General features: G+C 40.1%; 19 protein-coding genes and 1 other annotated feature. Of the genes, 18 read left to right on the top strand and 1 reads right to left on the bottom strand.

Annotated elements, in window-relative coordinates; translation table 11 throughout:
* The 3 genes from NFR56_RS03260 to NFR56_RS03250 all read left to right on the top strand — a co-directional run bounded on the left by NFR56_RS03260 (position 1) and on the right by NFR56_RS03250 (position 4,845).
* The gene (locus NFR56_RS03260) at positions 1-1,749 is read left to right on the top strand and encodes a rhamnan synthesis F family protein (protein ID WP_070595206.1); all 1,749 of its coding nucleotides are present in this window, start codon (positions 1-3) and stop codon (positions 1,747-1,749) included.
* A complete protein-coding gene (locus NFR56_RS03255) occupies positions 1,749-4,274 on the top strand; it encodes an LTA synthase family protein (RefSeq protein WP_251457651.1) in 2,526 nt (841 codons plus the stop codon). The genes NFR56_RS03260 and NFR56_RS03255 overlap by 1 nt, the downstream gene beginning before the upstream one ends.
* A 94-nt stretch (positions 4,275-4,368) precedes the next feature.
* Entirely contained in the window at positions 4,369-4,845 is a 477-nt protein-coding gene (locus tag NFR56_RS03250; protein WP_195623080.1) for an EbsA family protein, read from the top strand.
* Positions 4,846-4,854: 9 nt separating this feature from the next.
* Here NFR56_RS03250 and NFR56_RS03245 read toward each other — a convergent pair whose 3' ends face one another.
* Positions 4,855-5,055 carry a ferredoxin gene (locus tag NFR56_RS03245; RefSeq protein ID WP_003003472.1) on the bottom strand — a complete coding sequence of 67 codons (201 nt, stop codon included), beginning with the start codon at positions 5,053-5,055 and terminating at the stop codon, positions 4,855-4,857.
* Positions 5,056-5,100: 45 nt separating this feature from the next.
* On the opposite strand from NFR56_RS03245, the gene NFR56_RS03240 reads away from it, so the two are divergent.
* The 15 genes from NFR56_RS03240 (at position 5,101) to NFR56_RS03170 (ending at position 16,647) form a co-directional block, all read left to right on the top strand.
* Positions 5,101-5,556, top strand: a complete 456-nt coding sequence (locus tag NFR56_RS03240) for an SAG1386/EF1546 family surface-associated protein (RefSeq protein ID WP_251457650.1) — start codon at positions 5,101-5,103, stop codon at positions 5,554-5,556.
* Positions 5,557-5,570: 14 nt separating this feature from the next.
* The gene (gene cmk / locus NFR56_RS03235; protein WP_049482459.1) at positions 5,571-6,251 is read left to right on the top strand and encodes a (d)CMP kinase; all 681 of its coding nucleotides are present in this window, start codon (positions 5,571-5,573) and stop codon (positions 6,249-6,251) included.
* Between the two features lie 23 nt (positions 6,252-6,274).
* Positions 6,275-6,403, top strand: a sequence feature (ribosomal protein L20 leader region).
* A 16-nt stretch (positions 6,404-6,419) separates the two neighbouring features.
* The gene (infC, locus tag NFR56_RS03230) at positions 6,420-6,950 is read left to right on the top strand and encodes a translation initiation factor IF-3 (RefSeq protein ID WP_003003721.1); all 531 of its coding nucleotides are present in this window, start codon (positions 6,420-6,422) and stop codon (positions 6,948-6,950) included.
* A gap of 33 nt (positions 6,951-6,983) precedes the next feature.
* The gene (gene rpmI, locus NFR56_RS03225) at positions 6,984-7,184 is read left to right on the top strand and encodes a 50S ribosomal protein L35 (protein WP_003003453.1); all 201 of its coding nucleotides are present in this window, start codon (positions 6,984-6,986) and stop codon (positions 7,182-7,184) included.
* A 49-nt stretch (positions 7,185-7,233) separates the two neighbouring features.
* A complete protein-coding gene (gene rplT / locus NFR56_RS03220) occupies positions 7,234-7,593 on the top strand; it encodes a 50S ribosomal protein L20 (protein ID WP_000124830.1) in 360 nt (119 codons plus the stop codon).
* A gap of 251 nt (positions 7,594-7,844) precedes the next feature.
* A complete protein-coding gene (locus NFR56_RS03215) occupies positions 7,845-8,312 on the top strand; it encodes a deoxycytidylate deaminase (RefSeq protein ID WP_049490930.1) in 468 nt (155 codons plus the stop codon).
* Positions 8,313-8,483: 171 nt separating this feature from the next.
* Positions 8,484-8,924: a hypothetical protein gene (locus NFR56_RS03210; RefSeq protein WP_049515551.1), complete on the top strand. Its 441-nt coding sequence runs from the start codon at positions 8,484-8,486 to the stop codon at positions 8,922-8,924.
* A 135-nt stretch (positions 8,925-9,059) separates the two neighbouring features.
* Positions 9,060-9,221, top strand: coding sequence for a hypothetical protein (locus tag NFR56_RS03205; RefSeq protein WP_239683631.1), 162 nt, complete (start codon positions 9,060-9,062; stop codon positions 9,219-9,221).
* Between the two features lie 66 nt (positions 9,222-9,287).
* Positions 9,288-9,479 (top strand): hypothetical protein, encoded by a 192-nt coding sequence (locus NFR56_RS03200; protein ID WP_247913921.1) that lies wholly within the window; start codon positions 9,288-9,290, stop codon positions 9,477-9,479.
* Positions 9,480-9,618: 139 nt separating this feature from the next.
* Positions 9,619-10,845 carry a hypothetical protein gene (locus tag NFR56_RS03195; protein WP_049515548.1) on the top strand — a complete coding sequence of 409 codons (1,227 nt, stop codon included), beginning with the start codon at positions 9,619-9,621 and terminating at the stop codon, positions 10,843-10,845.
* 399 nt (positions 10,846-11,244) lie between these two features.
* Positions 11,245-12,435 (top strand): methionine adenosyltransferase, encoded by a 1,191-nt coding sequence (metK, locus tag NFR56_RS03190; protein WP_049515546.1) that lies wholly within the window; start codon positions 11,245-11,247, stop codon positions 12,433-12,435.
* A 192-nt stretch (positions 12,436-12,627) separates the two neighbouring features.
* The gene (locus NFR56_RS03185) at positions 12,628-13,887 is read left to right on the top strand and encodes a UDP-N-acetylglucosamine 1-carboxyvinyltransferase (protein WP_049471988.1); all 1,260 of its coding nucleotides are present in this window, start codon (positions 12,628-12,630) and stop codon (positions 13,885-13,887) included.
* A 56-nt stretch (positions 13,888-13,943) separates the two neighbouring features.
* The gene (locus tag NFR56_RS03180; RefSeq protein ID WP_024055817.1) at positions 13,944-14,495 is read left to right on the top strand and encodes a GNAT family N-acetyltransferase; all 552 of its coding nucleotides are present in this window, start codon (positions 13,944-13,946) and stop codon (positions 14,493-14,495) included.
* The gene (spxR, locus tag NFR56_RS03175; protein WP_049515543.1) at positions 14,488-15,765 is read left to right on the top strand and encodes a CBS-HotDog domain-containing transcription factor SpxR; all 1,278 of its coding nucleotides are present in this window, start codon (positions 14,488-14,490) and stop codon (positions 15,763-15,765) included. Before NFR56_RS03180 ends, spxR begins: the two co-directional genes overlap by 8 nt.
* Before the next feature lie 21 nt (positions 15,766-15,786).
* Positions 15,787-16,647: a methionyl aminopeptidase gene (locus tag NFR56_RS03170; RefSeq protein WP_070595210.1), complete on the top strand. Its 861-nt coding sequence runs from the start codon at positions 15,787-15,789 to the stop codon at positions 16,645-16,647.
* The last annotated feature ends 69 nt before the right edge of the window (positions 16,648-16,716 follow it).

Here is a 16,716-nt window from a genome sequence, read left to right as displayed (position 1 = left end):
ATGCAACGTTTACTTTTATATGTTCACTACAATAAGTTTAATTTTATTAGTGGGCATGTACTTTACCAATTAGAAAACATTCGTCCCTTGTATTCACGGGTGGTCTTTATCTCCAATAGTCAGCTACCAGAAGATGTGAAGTCTAATTTAGTAGCACAGCATCTGGTAGACGATATTCTAGAGCGCCAAAATAGTGGCTTTGACTTTGCGGCTTGGCGGGATGGAATGAAGACAGTCGGCTTTGATCAACTGGCTCATTTTGATTCGGTTACCCTCATGAATGATACCTGCTTTGGACCTCTTTGGGATCTAGAACCAATTTATCAGCAGTTCGAACAGGATAATGAAGTGGATTTCTGGGGAATGACCAATTACCGGAAAGACAAGGATTTTAACGAGCATATTCAGAGTTATTATCTTAGCTTTAAAAAACAGGTTATTGAATCAAGTACTTTCCATGAATTTTGGCAGGGAGTTCAAGACTTTACCAATGTTCAGGATGTGATCGATAACTACGAAACCAAGGTCACAACGAACTTCTTGGATGCAGGTTTTCACTATAAGACGGTCTTTGATACCATTCATGAAGACACCACAGGGATGCTTTATCCAGACTTTTCTTACTATAATCCTACAGCGATTCTCAATCATAAGGTTCCTTTCATCAAAGTAAAAACCATTGCAAACAATGAAGGAATTATGCCTTATATTTTTGATGAGTTGGAGCGTGTATCGAACTACCCATTAGACTTGATTCTCAACCACATGTCTATGATCGATCGTCCGGACTATCCTTATCTCTTGTCTCGTAAGTACTTGAAAAACCAGGAATTAGCTGGAGAGTTCGGTAAAAAAGTTGCGGCTCATCTTCATGTCTTTTATGTGGACCTCCTGGAAGAATTTCTAGATGCTTTCCAAGCTTTTCATTTTGCCTATGACTTATGGATTACGACAGATGTAGAAGAGAAGAAGCAGGCCATTGAGAAAATTCTTTCTCATCGAGCACAAGATGCCACGGTTGTGGTGACTGGAAACATTGGACGGGATGTATTACCAATGCTGCTCCTAAAAGAGCAACTCTCAAAATACGATTATGTTGGCCATTTCCATACCAAGAAATCCAAAGAAGCAGATTTCTGGGCGGGTGAATCTTGGCGAAAAGAATTGATCGAGATGTTGGTCAAGCCGGCTGATCAAATCCTGGCCAATATGGAGGCTAATCCAAAAGTCGGAATCACTATCGCAGATATTCCAACCTTCTTCCGTTACAATCGAATAGTGGTTGCCTGGAATGAAGCCCTCATTTCACCAGAGATGAACAAGCTCTGGGAACGGATGGGAGCGACCAAGACGATTGACTTCAAAAATCTCAATACCTTCGTTATGAGTTATGGGACTTTTGTTTGGTTTAAATACGATGCTTTGAAACCACTCTTTGACTTGAATTTGACAGCAGCAGATGTTCCAGCAGAACCTCTACCACAGAATTCAATCCTTCATGCGATTGAACGCTTGTTGATCTATATTGCTTGGGATCAAAAATATGACTTTAGGATCTCTCAAAACCCACATGTTCTGACACCGTTTATCGATAATAAGCAATTGAACAATCGTGAGGATCTCCAACCGCATACCTTTGTGGACTTTAATCAAATAGGAGGGATTAAAGGGGCCTTGAAGTATATTGTGATTGGACCAGCAAGAGCTGTGAAATATATACTAAAAAGAATGATAAAGAAAGTGAAATAATGAAACGGAAAAAAGAGTTTAATGTTAAAGAATTTATCCTCTCAGCATTATCGAAAGTCTCAAGAACTCAGTGGTATTATGGGGTTACTTTCGTTCTATTTTCTTTTTTTAATTTTTACCTAGCTCAGAACAATCTTGCAGTACATAACAAAGCAACGGGGACTGTCCTACAATATGTCAATTTTTTAGGAATTCTATTTGGAATTAGTTTCCTATTGTTAATTCCAATATTATCCCAATTTAATTTTAAAAAATGGTTTCCATTAAAGTTGATTGTCAGTTATTTGGTCTACAATACCCTTTCTTATTTGACGGAAATCACAATTTATTTGAATAATCCGAAATACAAGGTTTGGAATTTTGATCAGAATCCATTCTTTAGAACGGACTCCTTCCTAGTCATTTTCCTTCTGTTTGCTCTGACAGGTGGTTTGGTTCTATTGCGACAGCATTATGATAAGCTACCAAGTCGGAAAAAAGGAGGAGAAGAGATTGGCGAGAACTATCAGTATCTGGTCTTGTCGCAACTCTTGATCACCTTTATCGTAACAGACAAAAATTTTTCGACCCTGATTTACAGGACAGATAATTTTTTGTATAAGGCCTTTGAAATTGGCAAATACTCAGCTCAGCAATTTTGGTTAACAAATGAATTCTTATACATTCTCTTTCCATTGATTTCCTTACTTGGCTTCTTATATACAAAGGGACAACGAGATTTCGTCAAGAACAAACCGAGTTTCTCTTTAGTGTTCTTCTCTAGTACCACTATTGCAATTGTATTGAATTATTTTATCCAATTCAGTTTAGGTCGAACAGAACCCTTCTTAGGCGTTCATTACACGATTCCAGATGCCATCTTATTTCAAATTCTCATTCTGACAGCGATACTTATCTTTGTTTACATTTGTATCAATCAATATTGGATTGCTACCTGTCTCATTTCCATTGTTTCCATTGCTTTTGTAGTTGCAAATTCCATCAAGTTTGGCATGAGGAATGAACCAGTTTTACCGAGTGATTTAACTTGGTTAACCAAGCCAATGACGCTTTTGAGCTTTATGGACAAAGCGCAAATATTTTACATCTTTTTATTGGTGGTCTTTCTGGTTTGTCTACTGATTGTCGGGAAAAAGTACCTCTTTAAAGGAAGAATTATTTCTTCATGGAAAATACAAATCGGAGCTATTGCAGTGATGCTCTTATGCTTTAAGAGTGTCAATGGGATATTCAGTGATAAAGAAAACGGGAAGATCAAGGATAATGTACCAATTATTAGCACCCTGAACAATTACCAAGATATTAATTGGCTAGGGAATACGACCAATGCTCGTTACAAAGGATTGTCTTATGTTTGGATGAATCAATTGACGACGGAGGTTGTTCCAAAACCGGATGGTTATTCCAAAGAACGTCTTGAGAAAATAGCCCAAAAATATACCAACTTGTCTAATGCGATCAATAAGGAGAGAAGTAACTACTTAAACGATCAAACGGTCATTTATATTCTGAGTGAAAGTTTTTCTGATCCTAGAAAAGTCGAGGGAGTTGAGCTTACGCAAAATCCGATTCCCAATATTGAGAACATCATGAAGACCCACACGAGTGGGCAAATGCAATCGGATGGATATGGTGGCGGAACTGCAAATATGGAGTTCCAGACTCTTACAGGTTTACCATTCTATAATTTATCACAAACTGTATCTGTCTTGTATACGGAAGTTCTTCCTAAGATCCATGATGTGCCGTCTATCAGTAATGCATACTCAAAAAAGAATAAGATTGCTGTTCACTTGGCAGGTAAATCGAATTATTCACGGGATATCGTTTATTCCCGCTTGGATTTCAAAGATTTTATTACGACCGATACAAAAGGAATCAAATATAGAAAAGAAGGGATTAGTCCGAGTGACGAATCCACCTATAATATTGTTTTAGACAACTTAAATGATAAAACCGGACAATTCTTTTCAGTGATGACCATGCAAAACCACACCCCGTGGTTAGAAGCCAATCCAGAAACTCTGGATGCAAAAGGTAAAGGATTTAGTGACGAAGAAAATTCAAAACTGACTTTCTATAGTCGTTTGCTTGCTCAAACAGACACCGCCACCCAATCCTTCCTGGAAAGTCTTTCTAAAATAGATAAGAAGATTACAGTGGTATTTTATGGGGATCACTTACCAGGTCTCTATCCTGAGTCGGCCTTTAAGAATAATCCGGAGAGTCAGTATCAGACAGATTACTTCATTTGGAGTAATTTTGATGCACCGAAATTGAACTATCCTTTGGTCAATTCAAGTGATTTCTCTGCTATGGTCTTTGAACAGACCAATTCAAAAGTTTCGCCTTACTATGCTTTGTTGACGGAAGTGCTGAAAAAAGCAAGTGTCGATAAAAAGGCCTTAGAAGGGGAAGCGCAAGAAATTGCAGAGGATTTGAAAATGGTTGAATACGACTTGATTAGTGGGAAAGGTTACCTTTCTAAAGACTTCTTTAAAGTTCCAACTAATAAATCCAATTAAAAGGAGCGCTAGCAGGTAAAAATCTTTGTGATTTTGGCTGTCTGGCTCCCTTTTTTTTGTTTTTTATGCTAAACTATTAGATGGGGGTACGCTCATGATTAAGATATTTGGAAAGGTCCATTATCATTGGCAACCGGACTTATCTATTCTTGTGACTTATTGGTCCATTGCAGTGATTCCGGTCTTTATTGGACTGGCCTTGATGTATGAGAGCTCTAGTGTGCCAACGCTAGTTTTGTTTTCGTTCTTTTTATTTATGGTCTTGCTTGCGATTGGGGTCCATCGTTACTTCACGATCTATGAGGATGGGATCTTGCGGATTATTACTGCCAATCCTTTTACTCCAATCAAGGTGAAGATTGACTCGATCGAAAAGGTCGAAGTAAATAAGAAATCGATCAAGCTCATTTTTAATGATGGATCGCGCAGTCGAACATTCTGTATGCGTAAATGGCCGAAAAAATACTTTATCAATGCACTTGCCTTAAATCCTTATTTTAAGGGAGAAGTAATCCTGACGGACAATTTCATCCATGTGGATTACTACGAGATTTATTATGCAAACAAATAAAAAGCCCTCTTAATCTTTTAAGAGAGCACGAGTGGGGCATTCTTTAATAGCCTCGAGAACATCGTTTGTGACAGGAACTTCCTTTTCAAGGAGGTCGTCCTCTTCAGCAGCAAATTTAACGATGCCATTGTCATGGTAATCAAATAATTCAGAATAGGTCTGACAGAGACCGCAAGCGATGCAACGATCTGGAATTAACGTAACTTTCATACTTCTATTGTAATGATTTTTACGAGAAAAAACAAGGAGGAAGTCATGGCAAAAGAACCATGGGAAGAAGATATTTACGATGATGGAGAAGAAACATTGAAAAGAACGAGTAAGTTAAACGGAATCAAGGCAGATCGTCTATTGACGATTTTAGCCATTATTTTCTTTGTAGTAGTAGTGGCGATGGTCTGCTTGTTGATCTTCCTTTCAACAGGTGGCAGCAATAAATCAAAACAAATGTCTGGTTTCTACAATGGAGAGACTAAGGTTGAACAGAAATCATCAACCCCTGCAGCACAAACTGACCAAGCGGCTAAAGACGATAGTTCAAAAGATGAGAACTCTGAAGAAGGTACGATCACTGTTCAAGCAGGTGAAGGGGAAGCAGCGATCGCTGCACGTGCTGGTATTTCCATTGCCCAATTGGAACAGTTAAATCCATCTCACATGTCTACAGGATCATGGTATGCGAATCCTGGTGATGTCGTTAAGATTCAGTAGGAGTTGAAGACAGCATGAAACAAATTCAAATTGCCATTGATGGACCGGCTTCTAGTGGAAAGTCCACAGTTGCAAAGATCATTGCCAAGGATCTAGGCTATACGTATCTAGATACGGGGGCTATGTATCGTGCAGCGACATATCTAGCTTTGCAAAATAATCTGACAGCTGAACAGGTTGATGACCTCTTAGCCCTTTTAGATCAGTATCCAATTAGTTTCGGTCGTTCAGAAGAAGGAGAGCAGCTTGTCTTTGTAGCAGACGTGGATATTACCCACCCAATTCGCGATAACCAAGTGACCAACAATGTTTCATGGGTTGCAGCGCTTGCTCCAGTCCGTGAAAAACTTGTCACTCTACAGCAAGAAATTGCAGCAGAGGGGGGCATCGTTATGGATGGACGCGATATTGGGACAGTCGTCCTTCCACATGCAGAGTTGAAGATCTTTTTGGTCGCTTCTGTTGAGGAGCGGGCAGAACGTCGTTATAAGGAAAATGTTGAAAAGGGCATCACAGCGGATCTTGAATTGTTGAAAAAAGAAATCGCTGAGCGGGACTATAAGGACAGCCACCGTGCCGTTTCTCCTTTGAAACCTGCAGCTGATGCGATTCATTTTGACACAACGGGTGTTGGAATTGCAGACGTTGTTGCATTTATTGAAGAAAAAGCAAAAAAACTTCTTGACAAAGAATAAAAAACTTGATATCATATAAAAGTTGAGAAAAGCAGAAGTGAGAACTTCTCGCCTTGTGACGCAAGTTGCCTGGCCCCTACGGATCAAGTTTCAGTAATGAAATACATCATGTAGTTCGGGCCTGTTTTGCAGGTCCGTTCTTTGTTTTTCTCGAATAATAAAAAAGAGGTGAAAACCATAGCAAAGCAAGACTTATTCATCAATGATGAAATTCGTGTACGTGAAGTTCGCTTAATCGGTCTTGAAGGTGAGCAATTGGGTATCAAACCACTTAGCGAAGCGCAAGCACTTGCGGACGACGCTAATGTTGACTTGGTTCTCATTCAACCTCAAGCTAAACCTCCTGTTGCGAAAATTATGGACTACGGTAAGTTCAAATTTGAGTACCAGAAGAAGCAAAAAGAACAACGCAAAAAACAAAGCGTTGTGACCGTGAAAGAAGTTCGTTTGAGCCCAGTGATTGATAAGGGTGATTTCGATACAAAACTTCGCAATGCTCGCAAATTCCTTGAAAAAGGAAATAAAGTGAAGGTATCCATTCGCTTTAAGGGTCGTATGATTACCCACAAAGAGATTGGTGCTAAAGTTTTAGCCGACTTCGCTGAAGCGACACAAGATGTGGCGATCATCGAACAACGAGCTAAGATGGATGGACGTCAAATGTTCATGCAATTGGCGCCAGCAACTGACAAGAAATAATCTGTCAGAAAGTTAAAAAAAGGAGAAAATATCATGCCAAAACAAAAAACACACCGCGCATCAGCTAAACGTTTCAAACGTACAGGTTCTGGTGGACTTAAACGTTTCCGTGCTTACACTTCTCACCGTTTCCACGGAAAAACTAAGAAACAACGTCGTCATCTTCGTAAAGCATCTATGGTGCATGCTGGAGATTTCAAACGTATCAAAGCAATGCTTACTCGCTTGAAATAATCGCGTATTCGTAAGTAAAGAATTCTAGGAAATATTGGAGGAAATATAAATGGCACGTGTTAAAGGTGGCGTTGTATCACGCAAACGTCGTAAACGTATTCTTAAATTAGCTAAAGGTTACTATGGAGCTAAACATATCTTGTTCCGTACTGCAAAAGAACAAGTAATGAACTCTTACTACTATGCATACCGTGACCGTCGTCAAAAGAAACGTGACTTCCGTAAATTGTGGATCACACGTATCAATGCGGCAGCTCGTTTGAACGGACTTTCATACTCACAATTGATGCATGGTTTGAAATTGGCTGAGATCGAAGTTAACCGTAAAATGCTTGCTGACTTGGCTGTTAACGATGCAGCAGCTTTCACAGCTCTTGCAGATGCAGCTAAAGCAAAACTTGGTAAATAATGTTTATAATAGGCTGGGCAAAAGTTGTCCAGCCTTTGATGTATGATAGAAATAACTGTATGACGCAGTGGTTGATTGGTATCTTTATTCGCTTTTTAAGCTCTAAAGATGACCTAATCAACTGTGCGGGGGTGGAAAACGAACTCTTTTTTACTAGTCAGAGTTCTTTCCCACTCCCTTTTTTTCTTGCTGATTTCATGCTATAATGAAAATAATCGTAACCGATATGAGGAGAGATGGAGGATATAAAGGTGACACACAATCGACTAGCATGGGATGAATATTTTGCAGCACAGGCCTTACTGATTTCGAATCGAGCGACCTGTAATCGAGCTAAGGTTGGGGCTGTACTAGTTAAGGATAATAAGGTCATTGCAACAGGTTATAATGGATCCGTTTCTGGGACAGATCATTGTCTAGAAGATGGCTGTCTTATGGTCGAGGGACACTGTGTCCGGACGATTCATGCGGAAGTCAATGCTATTTTGCAAGGAGCTGAACGGGGGATTCCCAAAGGATTTACAGCTTATGTGACACATTTTCCTTGTCTCAATTGTACCAAGCAATTGCTTCAAGTTGGTTGCAAGCGGGTGGTATACATTCATCAGTATCGAATTGATGAATATGCCGAATACCTCTACCGTGAAAAAGAAGTAGAACTGGTCAATTTACCAATTGAAGAAGTGAAACGAGCTATTGCAGAGGCTGATTTTATTTAGGGAAGGCTTTTAGTCCATTTCACGATATGTTAGCAATCTAATTGGAAACCTGTCCAAATTAATGTTTAAGAGATAGCATTGAATAGATGGCTATCATGAAAAGAATAATGGAATCAAGTATAATGGTGTTAACGGAAAAACATAAAAATATAAGAAAGGAAGGAGAAAGTGATGACAAACCAAGAGAAACATTTTGAGGAAAATAAAGAACATCGTAAGATAAGTGAAGATTATCCCAATTCTGTATCTGTTCAGAATCCTCCAAAAGAAAATAGCTTACATTCTATTCTTCTTTCAGTGACATTTTACTTATCCATTATCTATCTTGTATTGTTTTTCTTTTACTTTGCACCTTGGGGTGATGGTTGGGGATTTGTCGTTTTGATTTTCCTTGGTCCAAACTTATTAAGTCTTGCGATTGGGGCCTTTCTAATTCGACTAGGGATGAAGAAGGGGTATAAAAGCCTTCTCTATGCGAGTGTTGGACTCTATCTGCTGTCTATCATCTTGGCTTTTGATCCGGACTGGGAAATATTTCGAATTGCTCCCTTATGTTTAGGTATTTTGGATTTAATCGGAACACTCCTGGTTAAAGAAGAGAAAAGCTCTTAATCAAAAAATGGGTATGGTCAACTCTACTCAATAAAAAGTATTCGGGTCGATCAAAGAGATAGTTAAATCAGTTCATCCGCTCTATTTTTAAGCGCTATTATTTGAAAGAATAACTAAAAAGGTTAGGAGAAAGTTATGACAGATCAACAGAAAAATCTGGAAGTAGATACAGAAAAAGAGGCATTCGTTTCAGATGAAAGTCTTCTTCCTAACAATGAAATGAAGCCAGAAAAGAGAGTTGGGACTTCTGCAATACTTTATTTTGCCCTGTTAATCGCCATTGCTTATACAGTTTAACTTTTATTAGGTCTCTTTGCAATGGGAGCGTGGGCTGGTGGCTTTTTGGACTTCTTGTGAATCCATATGATTAGTTTTGTTATTGCAACTATCCTGCTTTGGAATGGCAATAAAGCAACTCTTTATATAGCAGCAGCTATTTATGTTTTTTCATTTATTGCTGCGGGTGATCCGGATTGGGTGATTAATCATATACCACAGTTTGTGGTAGGAGTGCTGGTATTGATTGGAACTGTATTGTTAAAAAATGAAGAGTGATGATAGCAGGTAGGATGTTCAATCCTATCTTTTTTATTTATTTAGTACTGATAACGCACTGAGAAAACGGTTACAAATTGTGTTATAATTTAAATAAATGGATCGTTAAATACTTTTCTTAGAAAGCGGAGGAGAATCTATGTCTAGAAAAAAATGGTATGGTATACTGCTAATTCTTGAAGCAATTCTTTATCTTGTTTCTTATGGTAGTAGTCTAGTAGAGAGCTATAATGTCCAAAATTTAAATGGAAATACACCACTGATCACTACCTCTAGTATTTTTTCTATATGGAATGGAATGATTATTTGCTGGGTAATTTGGAGAATCATGAAGCAGCGTTTAAATGTTGAAGGATTGATAGCTGCTCTTCTCCTCTCAATTACCCAACTACTGATGTTTTTTTTACCACCTTTCTCCCCAACAAATCTGATGAACATTTCCTTTGTGCTAAATATCATTTGTTTAATATGGATTTGCTTGCTTATAAAGAATGTAGAAATGAGGGAGCTTTTAAACAATTGGAAAAGTAAAGATGGTTGGAAATCATCGATAGCTTATTTAGTACTATTTGTTGCCTCTACAAATATTTCTCCACTATTTATATTGATTGGTATGGATAGAACGAGTGATATTTACGCTTTTACACTTCGATACAGTGTAATGGAGTTAATGTTTTTACTTCTGATTAATGTTATGATCACAAGTACAAGTGAGAAACTTCAGAAAGTATTTTCTCTCTTGCTCATTTTATCTTCTCTTGTTGTGATAGGTGCAGTATACTCTTTCATCTCTCGTATAAGCTTTTACGGTCTCTTTTATCTTCTCTTATCGATTTATATTGCTTGTCGTGTTTTTAGTTTACTTGAGAAAGTTGCAGTTAGCTGGGAGTCCAAGGTGAAAGTACAAGATCTATCATCTATTGACACTAAACCAGAGATGGCGGACTCTCAAGTAGAAGGAGACATAGATGTAAACGATCAGTTGAATGCTGATATACAATCAAACAATGATAAAGAAAATTCGCCAAAGAGGATTATTCTTCATTCGTCTTGGTTATGGAGCGCCCTTATAATAGCAGTCTGCCACCTTGGTATTATGATTTTTCCTTTATTTTTAGGAAACCCCATGTATCTACTGATCTTATATATTGGTGCCATCCATTATATTTGTTTTATGATTGCGACTTTCATCCTTTTCATAGCTATGAGGAATGGAAATGTGGGTCTCTTAAATACATCAGCCGTCTTATTTATTGTTTCCATCATAGGTACGCTAGATCCTTATTGGACAGGTCCAAATATTTTATCCTTGGTTTTAGGAGTCCTGGTATTTATTGGAGGTATATTATTTAAAAATGGAGACTGATTAAAGTAGATAGGGTTGAAAATTTTTAAAGAACTGTTATCATTTAAGTAGGTGGTAGGTTTTCGAGTACCCATTGGTACGCGGACGCCTATCATTTTTGAAGATAAAAAAAGCACCGTGTGAGGGTGCTAGATCTTGCCTGCTGAACTCGTCAATTGATAGATACCCTACGGGGTATTTTTTGTGAACTTTTTAGGAACTTTGAGGACTGTTTAAGTCAGTTTAACTAGGTAGTGCATAGACCGAAAAAGCTGATTTAATGGGCTTTTTGAAAAATCATTTTCCATATCATATGTAATGTGTTATAATGAAGTGTTATATGGTCCCGATAAGGTGGTAGAAATCTTCTATCAGTACTTTGTAACTCTATAACAATATTTTTTAAGGGGGGACATTTTTATGTCAGAACGTAAACTTTTCACGTCTGAATCAGTATCTGAGGGGCATCCAGATAAGATTGCAGACCAAATTTCAGATGCTATTTTAGATGCTATTTTAGAGCAAGATCCAGAAGCTCACGTAGCTGCCGAAACAGCTGTTTATACTGGTTCCGTGCATGTCTTTGGTGAGATTTCAACGACTGCTTATGTGGATATTAACCGTGTGGTTCGTGATACCATTGCAGAGATTGGTTATACTAATACGGAATATGGATTCTCAGCTGAAACTGTAGGAGTACACCCATCTTTGGTGGAACAATCTCCTGATATTGCCCAAGGGGTTAATGAAGCCTTGGAAGTTCGTGGAAACGCAGATCAAGATCCACTTGATTTGATCGGAGCAGGAGACCAAGGTCTCATGTTTGGTTTTGCAGTGGATGAAACAGAAGAACTCATGCCATTACCGATTTCACTCAGCCACAAGTTGGTTCGTCGTTTGGCTGAACTTCGTAAGTCTGGGGAAATCAGCTATCTTCGTCCAGATGCCAAATCACAGGTCACTGTCGAGTACGATGAAAATGACCAGCCAGTGCGCGTGGATACGGTGGTTATTTCAACTCAACACGATCCAGATGTCAGCAATGAACAAATCCATGAAGATGTAATTAACAAGGTCATCAAAGAGGTGATTCCAGCTTCTTATCTAGATGAGGAAACCAAATTCTTCATCAACCCAACAGGTCGCTTTGTTATCGGTGGGCCTCAAGGGGATTCCGGTTTGACAGGTCGTAAGATCATCGTGGATACTTATGGTGGTTATTCACGTCACGGTGGTGGTGCCTTCTCTGGTAAGGATGCGACGAAGGTGGACCGTTCCGCTTCCTATGCAGCTCGCTATATTGCAAAAAACATCGTGGCAGCAGGGCTTGCTAAGAAAGCAGAAGTGCAATTGGCTTATGCCATTGGGGTTGCTCAACCTGTCTCTGTTCGTATTGATACCTTTGGTACGGGAACAGTTGCTGAAAGTAAGCTTGAAAAAGCAGCGCGTGAGATCTTTGATCTTCGTCCAGCAGGGATTATCCAAATGTTGGACCTTAAACGTCCAATCTACCGTCAAACAGCAGCATACGGCCATATGGGACGGACAGATATTGACCTTCCATGGGAACGTTTGGACAAGGTAGAAGCCTTGAAAGAAGCTGTAAAATAATTCGTTGAAATGGAAAAGTTAGGGTCAAGTTGATCCTAGCTTTTTTTCGTTTTGAAAATTCCTACAGATGGAAAAATAGGTCGATCTGTGGTATAATAGATGCAGTATTTTGAATACGTTGTCCCTTTTATTTCCGTTACAAAAAACGATAGTAAAAGGAAAAAGACTTGAAAGAGCTAATAAATTATTAAGATGAAAAAAATTGTAATAAATGGTGGTCGCCCTCTAAAAGGAGAGGTGACCATTAGTGGTGCAAAAAATAGTGTAGTAGCCTTGATTCCGGCGACCATTCTGGCGGATGATATCGTGACCCTTGATGGGGTACCGGATATCTCCGACGTGGCGAGTCTGATTGAAATCATGACCATCATGGGGGCTAAGATTGAACGCAAAGAAGACAGTTTGATCATTGATCCACGTGGGGTGAAGAATATGCCCATGCCATTTGGAAAAATCAACAGTCTGCGAGCTTCCTATTATTTCTATGGCAGCTTATTAGGACGCTATGGTCAAGCAACGGTTGGACTACCTGGAGGGTGTGACCTTGGACCACGTCCGATCGATTTGCATTTGAAGGCCTTTGAAGCAATGGGAGCCGCTATGACCATGGATGGCTCTAGTATGAAACTTGCGACTGATGGCAAGCCTCTTCAAGGAGCAAACATCTACATGGATACTGTTAGTGTCGGTGCAACGATCAATACGATTTTGGCAGCGGTCAAGGCTGAAGGTCGGACAGTGATCGAAAATGCTGCGCGGGAACCTGAGATTATCGATGTGGTAACCTTGCTAAACAACATGGGAGCCCATATTCGGGGAGCAGGTACGGATATCATAATCATTGATGGTGTTCCACAATTGCATGGAACTAGACATCAGGTGATTCCAGATCGCATCGAAGCTGGAACCTATATTGCCCTTGCAGCTGCTATTGGAGAAGGTATCCAGATCAATAATGTCCTGTATGAGCATTTGGAGAGCTATATTGCCAAGTTAGAGGAAATGGGTGTGCGCATGACCATTTCTGAAGATAGTATCTTTGTAGAAAAGCAGACGGGCTTGAAGGCCATCCAGATCAAAACCTCTCCTTATCCTGGTTTTGCGACTGATTTGCAACAACCGATCACACCTTTGCTCTTAACGGCTGCAGGACGTGGGCGCATTGTTGATACGATTTATGAAAAACGGGTCAACCATGTGCCAGAATTGGCTAAAATGGGAGCCACCATTTCGACCTTAAACGACCACATTATCTATGAAGGGCCAAATCAATTGACAGGATCCAGTGTGAAAGCGACGGATCTTCGAGCTGGTGCGGCTTTAGTGATCGCCGGTCTCATGGCTTCTGGAACAACAGAAATTACAAATGTGGAATACATCCTTCGCGGGTATTCAGATATTATTCATAAATTGACCCAACTTGGAGCAGACATCCAGTTGGTAGAGGAATAGTGACAGAACTAGGGATCTGATAGTGGCGGCTGGATACACGAACAATGGAGTTTGAAATGAATATTTGGACGCACTTAGCTGCCTATTCACTAATTGAAACACAAAGGTTGTATTTACGACCTTTTCTCTTTGAGGATGCGGAAGATTTTTATAAGATTGCTTCGAATCCTGATAACCTACAATTTATCTTTCCTGCACAAGCCGATCTTTCTGAAACTCAATATGTACTAGCCAACTATTTCATGAAAAATCCTTTGGGGGTTTGGGCGATCTGTGATCAGGAAACCAATCAGATGATCGGTTCGATCAAGTTTGAAAAGTTGGATGAAATCAAGGGTGAGGCTGAGTTAGGCTACTTTTTGCGCAAAGATTTTTGGGGAAAGGGTCTGATGACAGAAGCGGTCAAAGAGTTGGTCTATCTATCATTTGAGAAATTTCAACTGAAGGAGCTTAAGATTGTCACCCATGTTGAAAATGCAGGGAGTCAAAAGGTCGCTTTGAAGGCTGGTTTTCGTCTCTTTCGTCAATTCAAAGGGAGTGACCGCTATACGCGTAAAATGCGCGATTATTATGATTTCCGCCTAGGTAGAGGGGACTTCTATGAGTAAACACCAAGAGATTTTAGACTATCTCGAAAAATTACCGATTGGAAAACGGGTCAGTGTCCGCAGTATCTCCAATTTTTTGAATGTCAGTGATGGGACGGCCTATCGTGCCATTAAAGAAGCTGAAAATCAAGGAATTGTGGAAACGCGTCCTAGAAGCGGAACCATCCGTGTCAAATCGCAAAAAGCTGTACTAGAGCATTTGACCTATCGGGAAATTTTAGAAATCACCGGTTCAGAAATATTAGCTGGTGAAGAAGGTCTCGAAAAAGAATTTAATAAATTTTACATCGGTGCTATGACGGAAAAGCACGTCCTAGACTATGTGTCTGAAGGTGGGCTTTTGATCGTGGGTGACCGTACTAGCATCCAACGATTGGCTCTTAAACATGACAATGCGGTCTTAGTGACAGGTGGCTTTGAAGTGAGTGAGGATGTGATTGATCTGGCCAATCAGGTACAAATCCCAGTCATCCGAACTTCACACGATACCTATACCGTCGCGACTATGATCAATAAGGCCTTGTCTAATATGCAGATCAAGACGGATATCTTGACAGTCGAGCAGGTCTATCGGCCCTTCCATGAGTACGGCTATCTTTCTGAGACGGATACGGTCCGGGATTATTTAGATTTGGTTCGAAAGAATCGCTTTAGTCGTTTTCCGGTTGTCAATCAGCACCAGATGGTAGTGGGCGTCGTAACCATGAGAGATGCTGGAGATAAGGCGCCTCAGACGACCCTTGATAAGGTGATGTCACGGACCATTTTTACCACTAATTTGTCCACCAGCATTGCGACGATTAGCCAACGGATGATCGCTGAAGATTATGAAATGATTCCTGTTGTTCGTAATAACCAGACCTTGCTGGGTGTTATTACGCGTCGGGATGTCATGGATCGGATTAGCAAGGTGCAGTTTTCGAGCTTACCAACCTTTAGTGAGCAAATTGGTCAAAAGATTCAAACAGAGAACGACCATTACCAATTCACAGTGGAGCCAAGTATGCTGGAGAAAAGCGGTGTTTTGGCCAATGGGGTCATGATCGAAGTGCTGATGAAGGTTATTCGCAAGATGATGCAACACAGTGGGCGTAGCTTGATTGTCGAACAGTTGATCATCAATTTTTTACAGGCTGTGCAGGTGGATGATGTGATCCGCATTGAACCACAACTAGTTCGACGAACCAGACGTTCGGCCTTGGTTGATTTTAGCTTGTATTTAGATCTGCAGCTAGTTGCGAAAGCAACCATTACAATTAAGATTAATTAAACAAAAAGAAATGAGGAGACAATGATTACATTAAAATCACAACGTGAAATTGAAGCCATGGATCGTGCAGGTGATTTCCTTGCCAGCATCCATATTGGATTACGTGACTTGATCAAGCCAGGGCTTGACCTATGGGAAGTAGAAGAATATGTCCGTCGTCGCTGTAAAGAAGCCAATGTCTTGCCGCTTCAGATCGGTGTAGAAGGCAGTCTCATGGATTATCCTTATGCGACTTGCTGTGGTTTGAATGACGAGGTAGCCCATGCTTTTCCACGTCATGTCATTCTCAAAGATGGTGATCTCCTCAAGGTAGACATGGTCTTGTCAGAACCGCTTGATAAGTCTGTTTTGGATGTATCGAAATTAGATTTTGATAATGTAGCGCAAGTCAAGAAATACACGGAGTCTTATAGTGGTGGCTTGGCGGACTCTTGCTGGGCTTATGCGGTTGGAAATGTTTCGCAAGAAGTCCAAGATTTGATGGACGTGACCAAAGAATGTCTCTATAAGGGAATTGAGAAAGCGGTCGTTGGCAATCGCTTGGGAGATATTGGTGCAGCGATTCAAGAGTATGCAGAAAGCAAAGGCTATGGCGTGGTGCGTGATTTGGTCGGACACGGTGTCGGGCCTACCATGCATGAAGAACCAATGGTCCCACATTATGGTCGTGCTGGACGCGGTCTTCGCTTACGTGAAGGGATGGTCTTGACGATTGAGCCAATGATTAATACCGGTACTTGGGAGATTGATACAGATATGGAAACTGGTTGGGCCCATAAGACCCTTGACGGTGGCCTTTCTTGTCAATACGAGCATCAATTTGTGATTACAAAAGATGGTCCAGTGATCTTGACTAGTCAAGGTGAAGAAGGAACATACTAAAAAATAGAGAGGAAAGAATGGAGCTGAAGGCAAGTGTCTGGTTTCGCTCTTTGCTCTTTTTTAGTAAAA

Origin of the sequence: Streptococcus caecimuris, assembly GCF_943193075.1 — a bacterium.
GTDB lineage: Bacteria > Bacillota > Bacilli > Lactobacillales > Streptococcaceae > Streptococcus > Streptococcus caecimuris.
The sequence above is the reverse complement of the archived record's forward strand: the minus strand, read 5'-3'. Positions and strand labels throughout refer to the sequence as shown.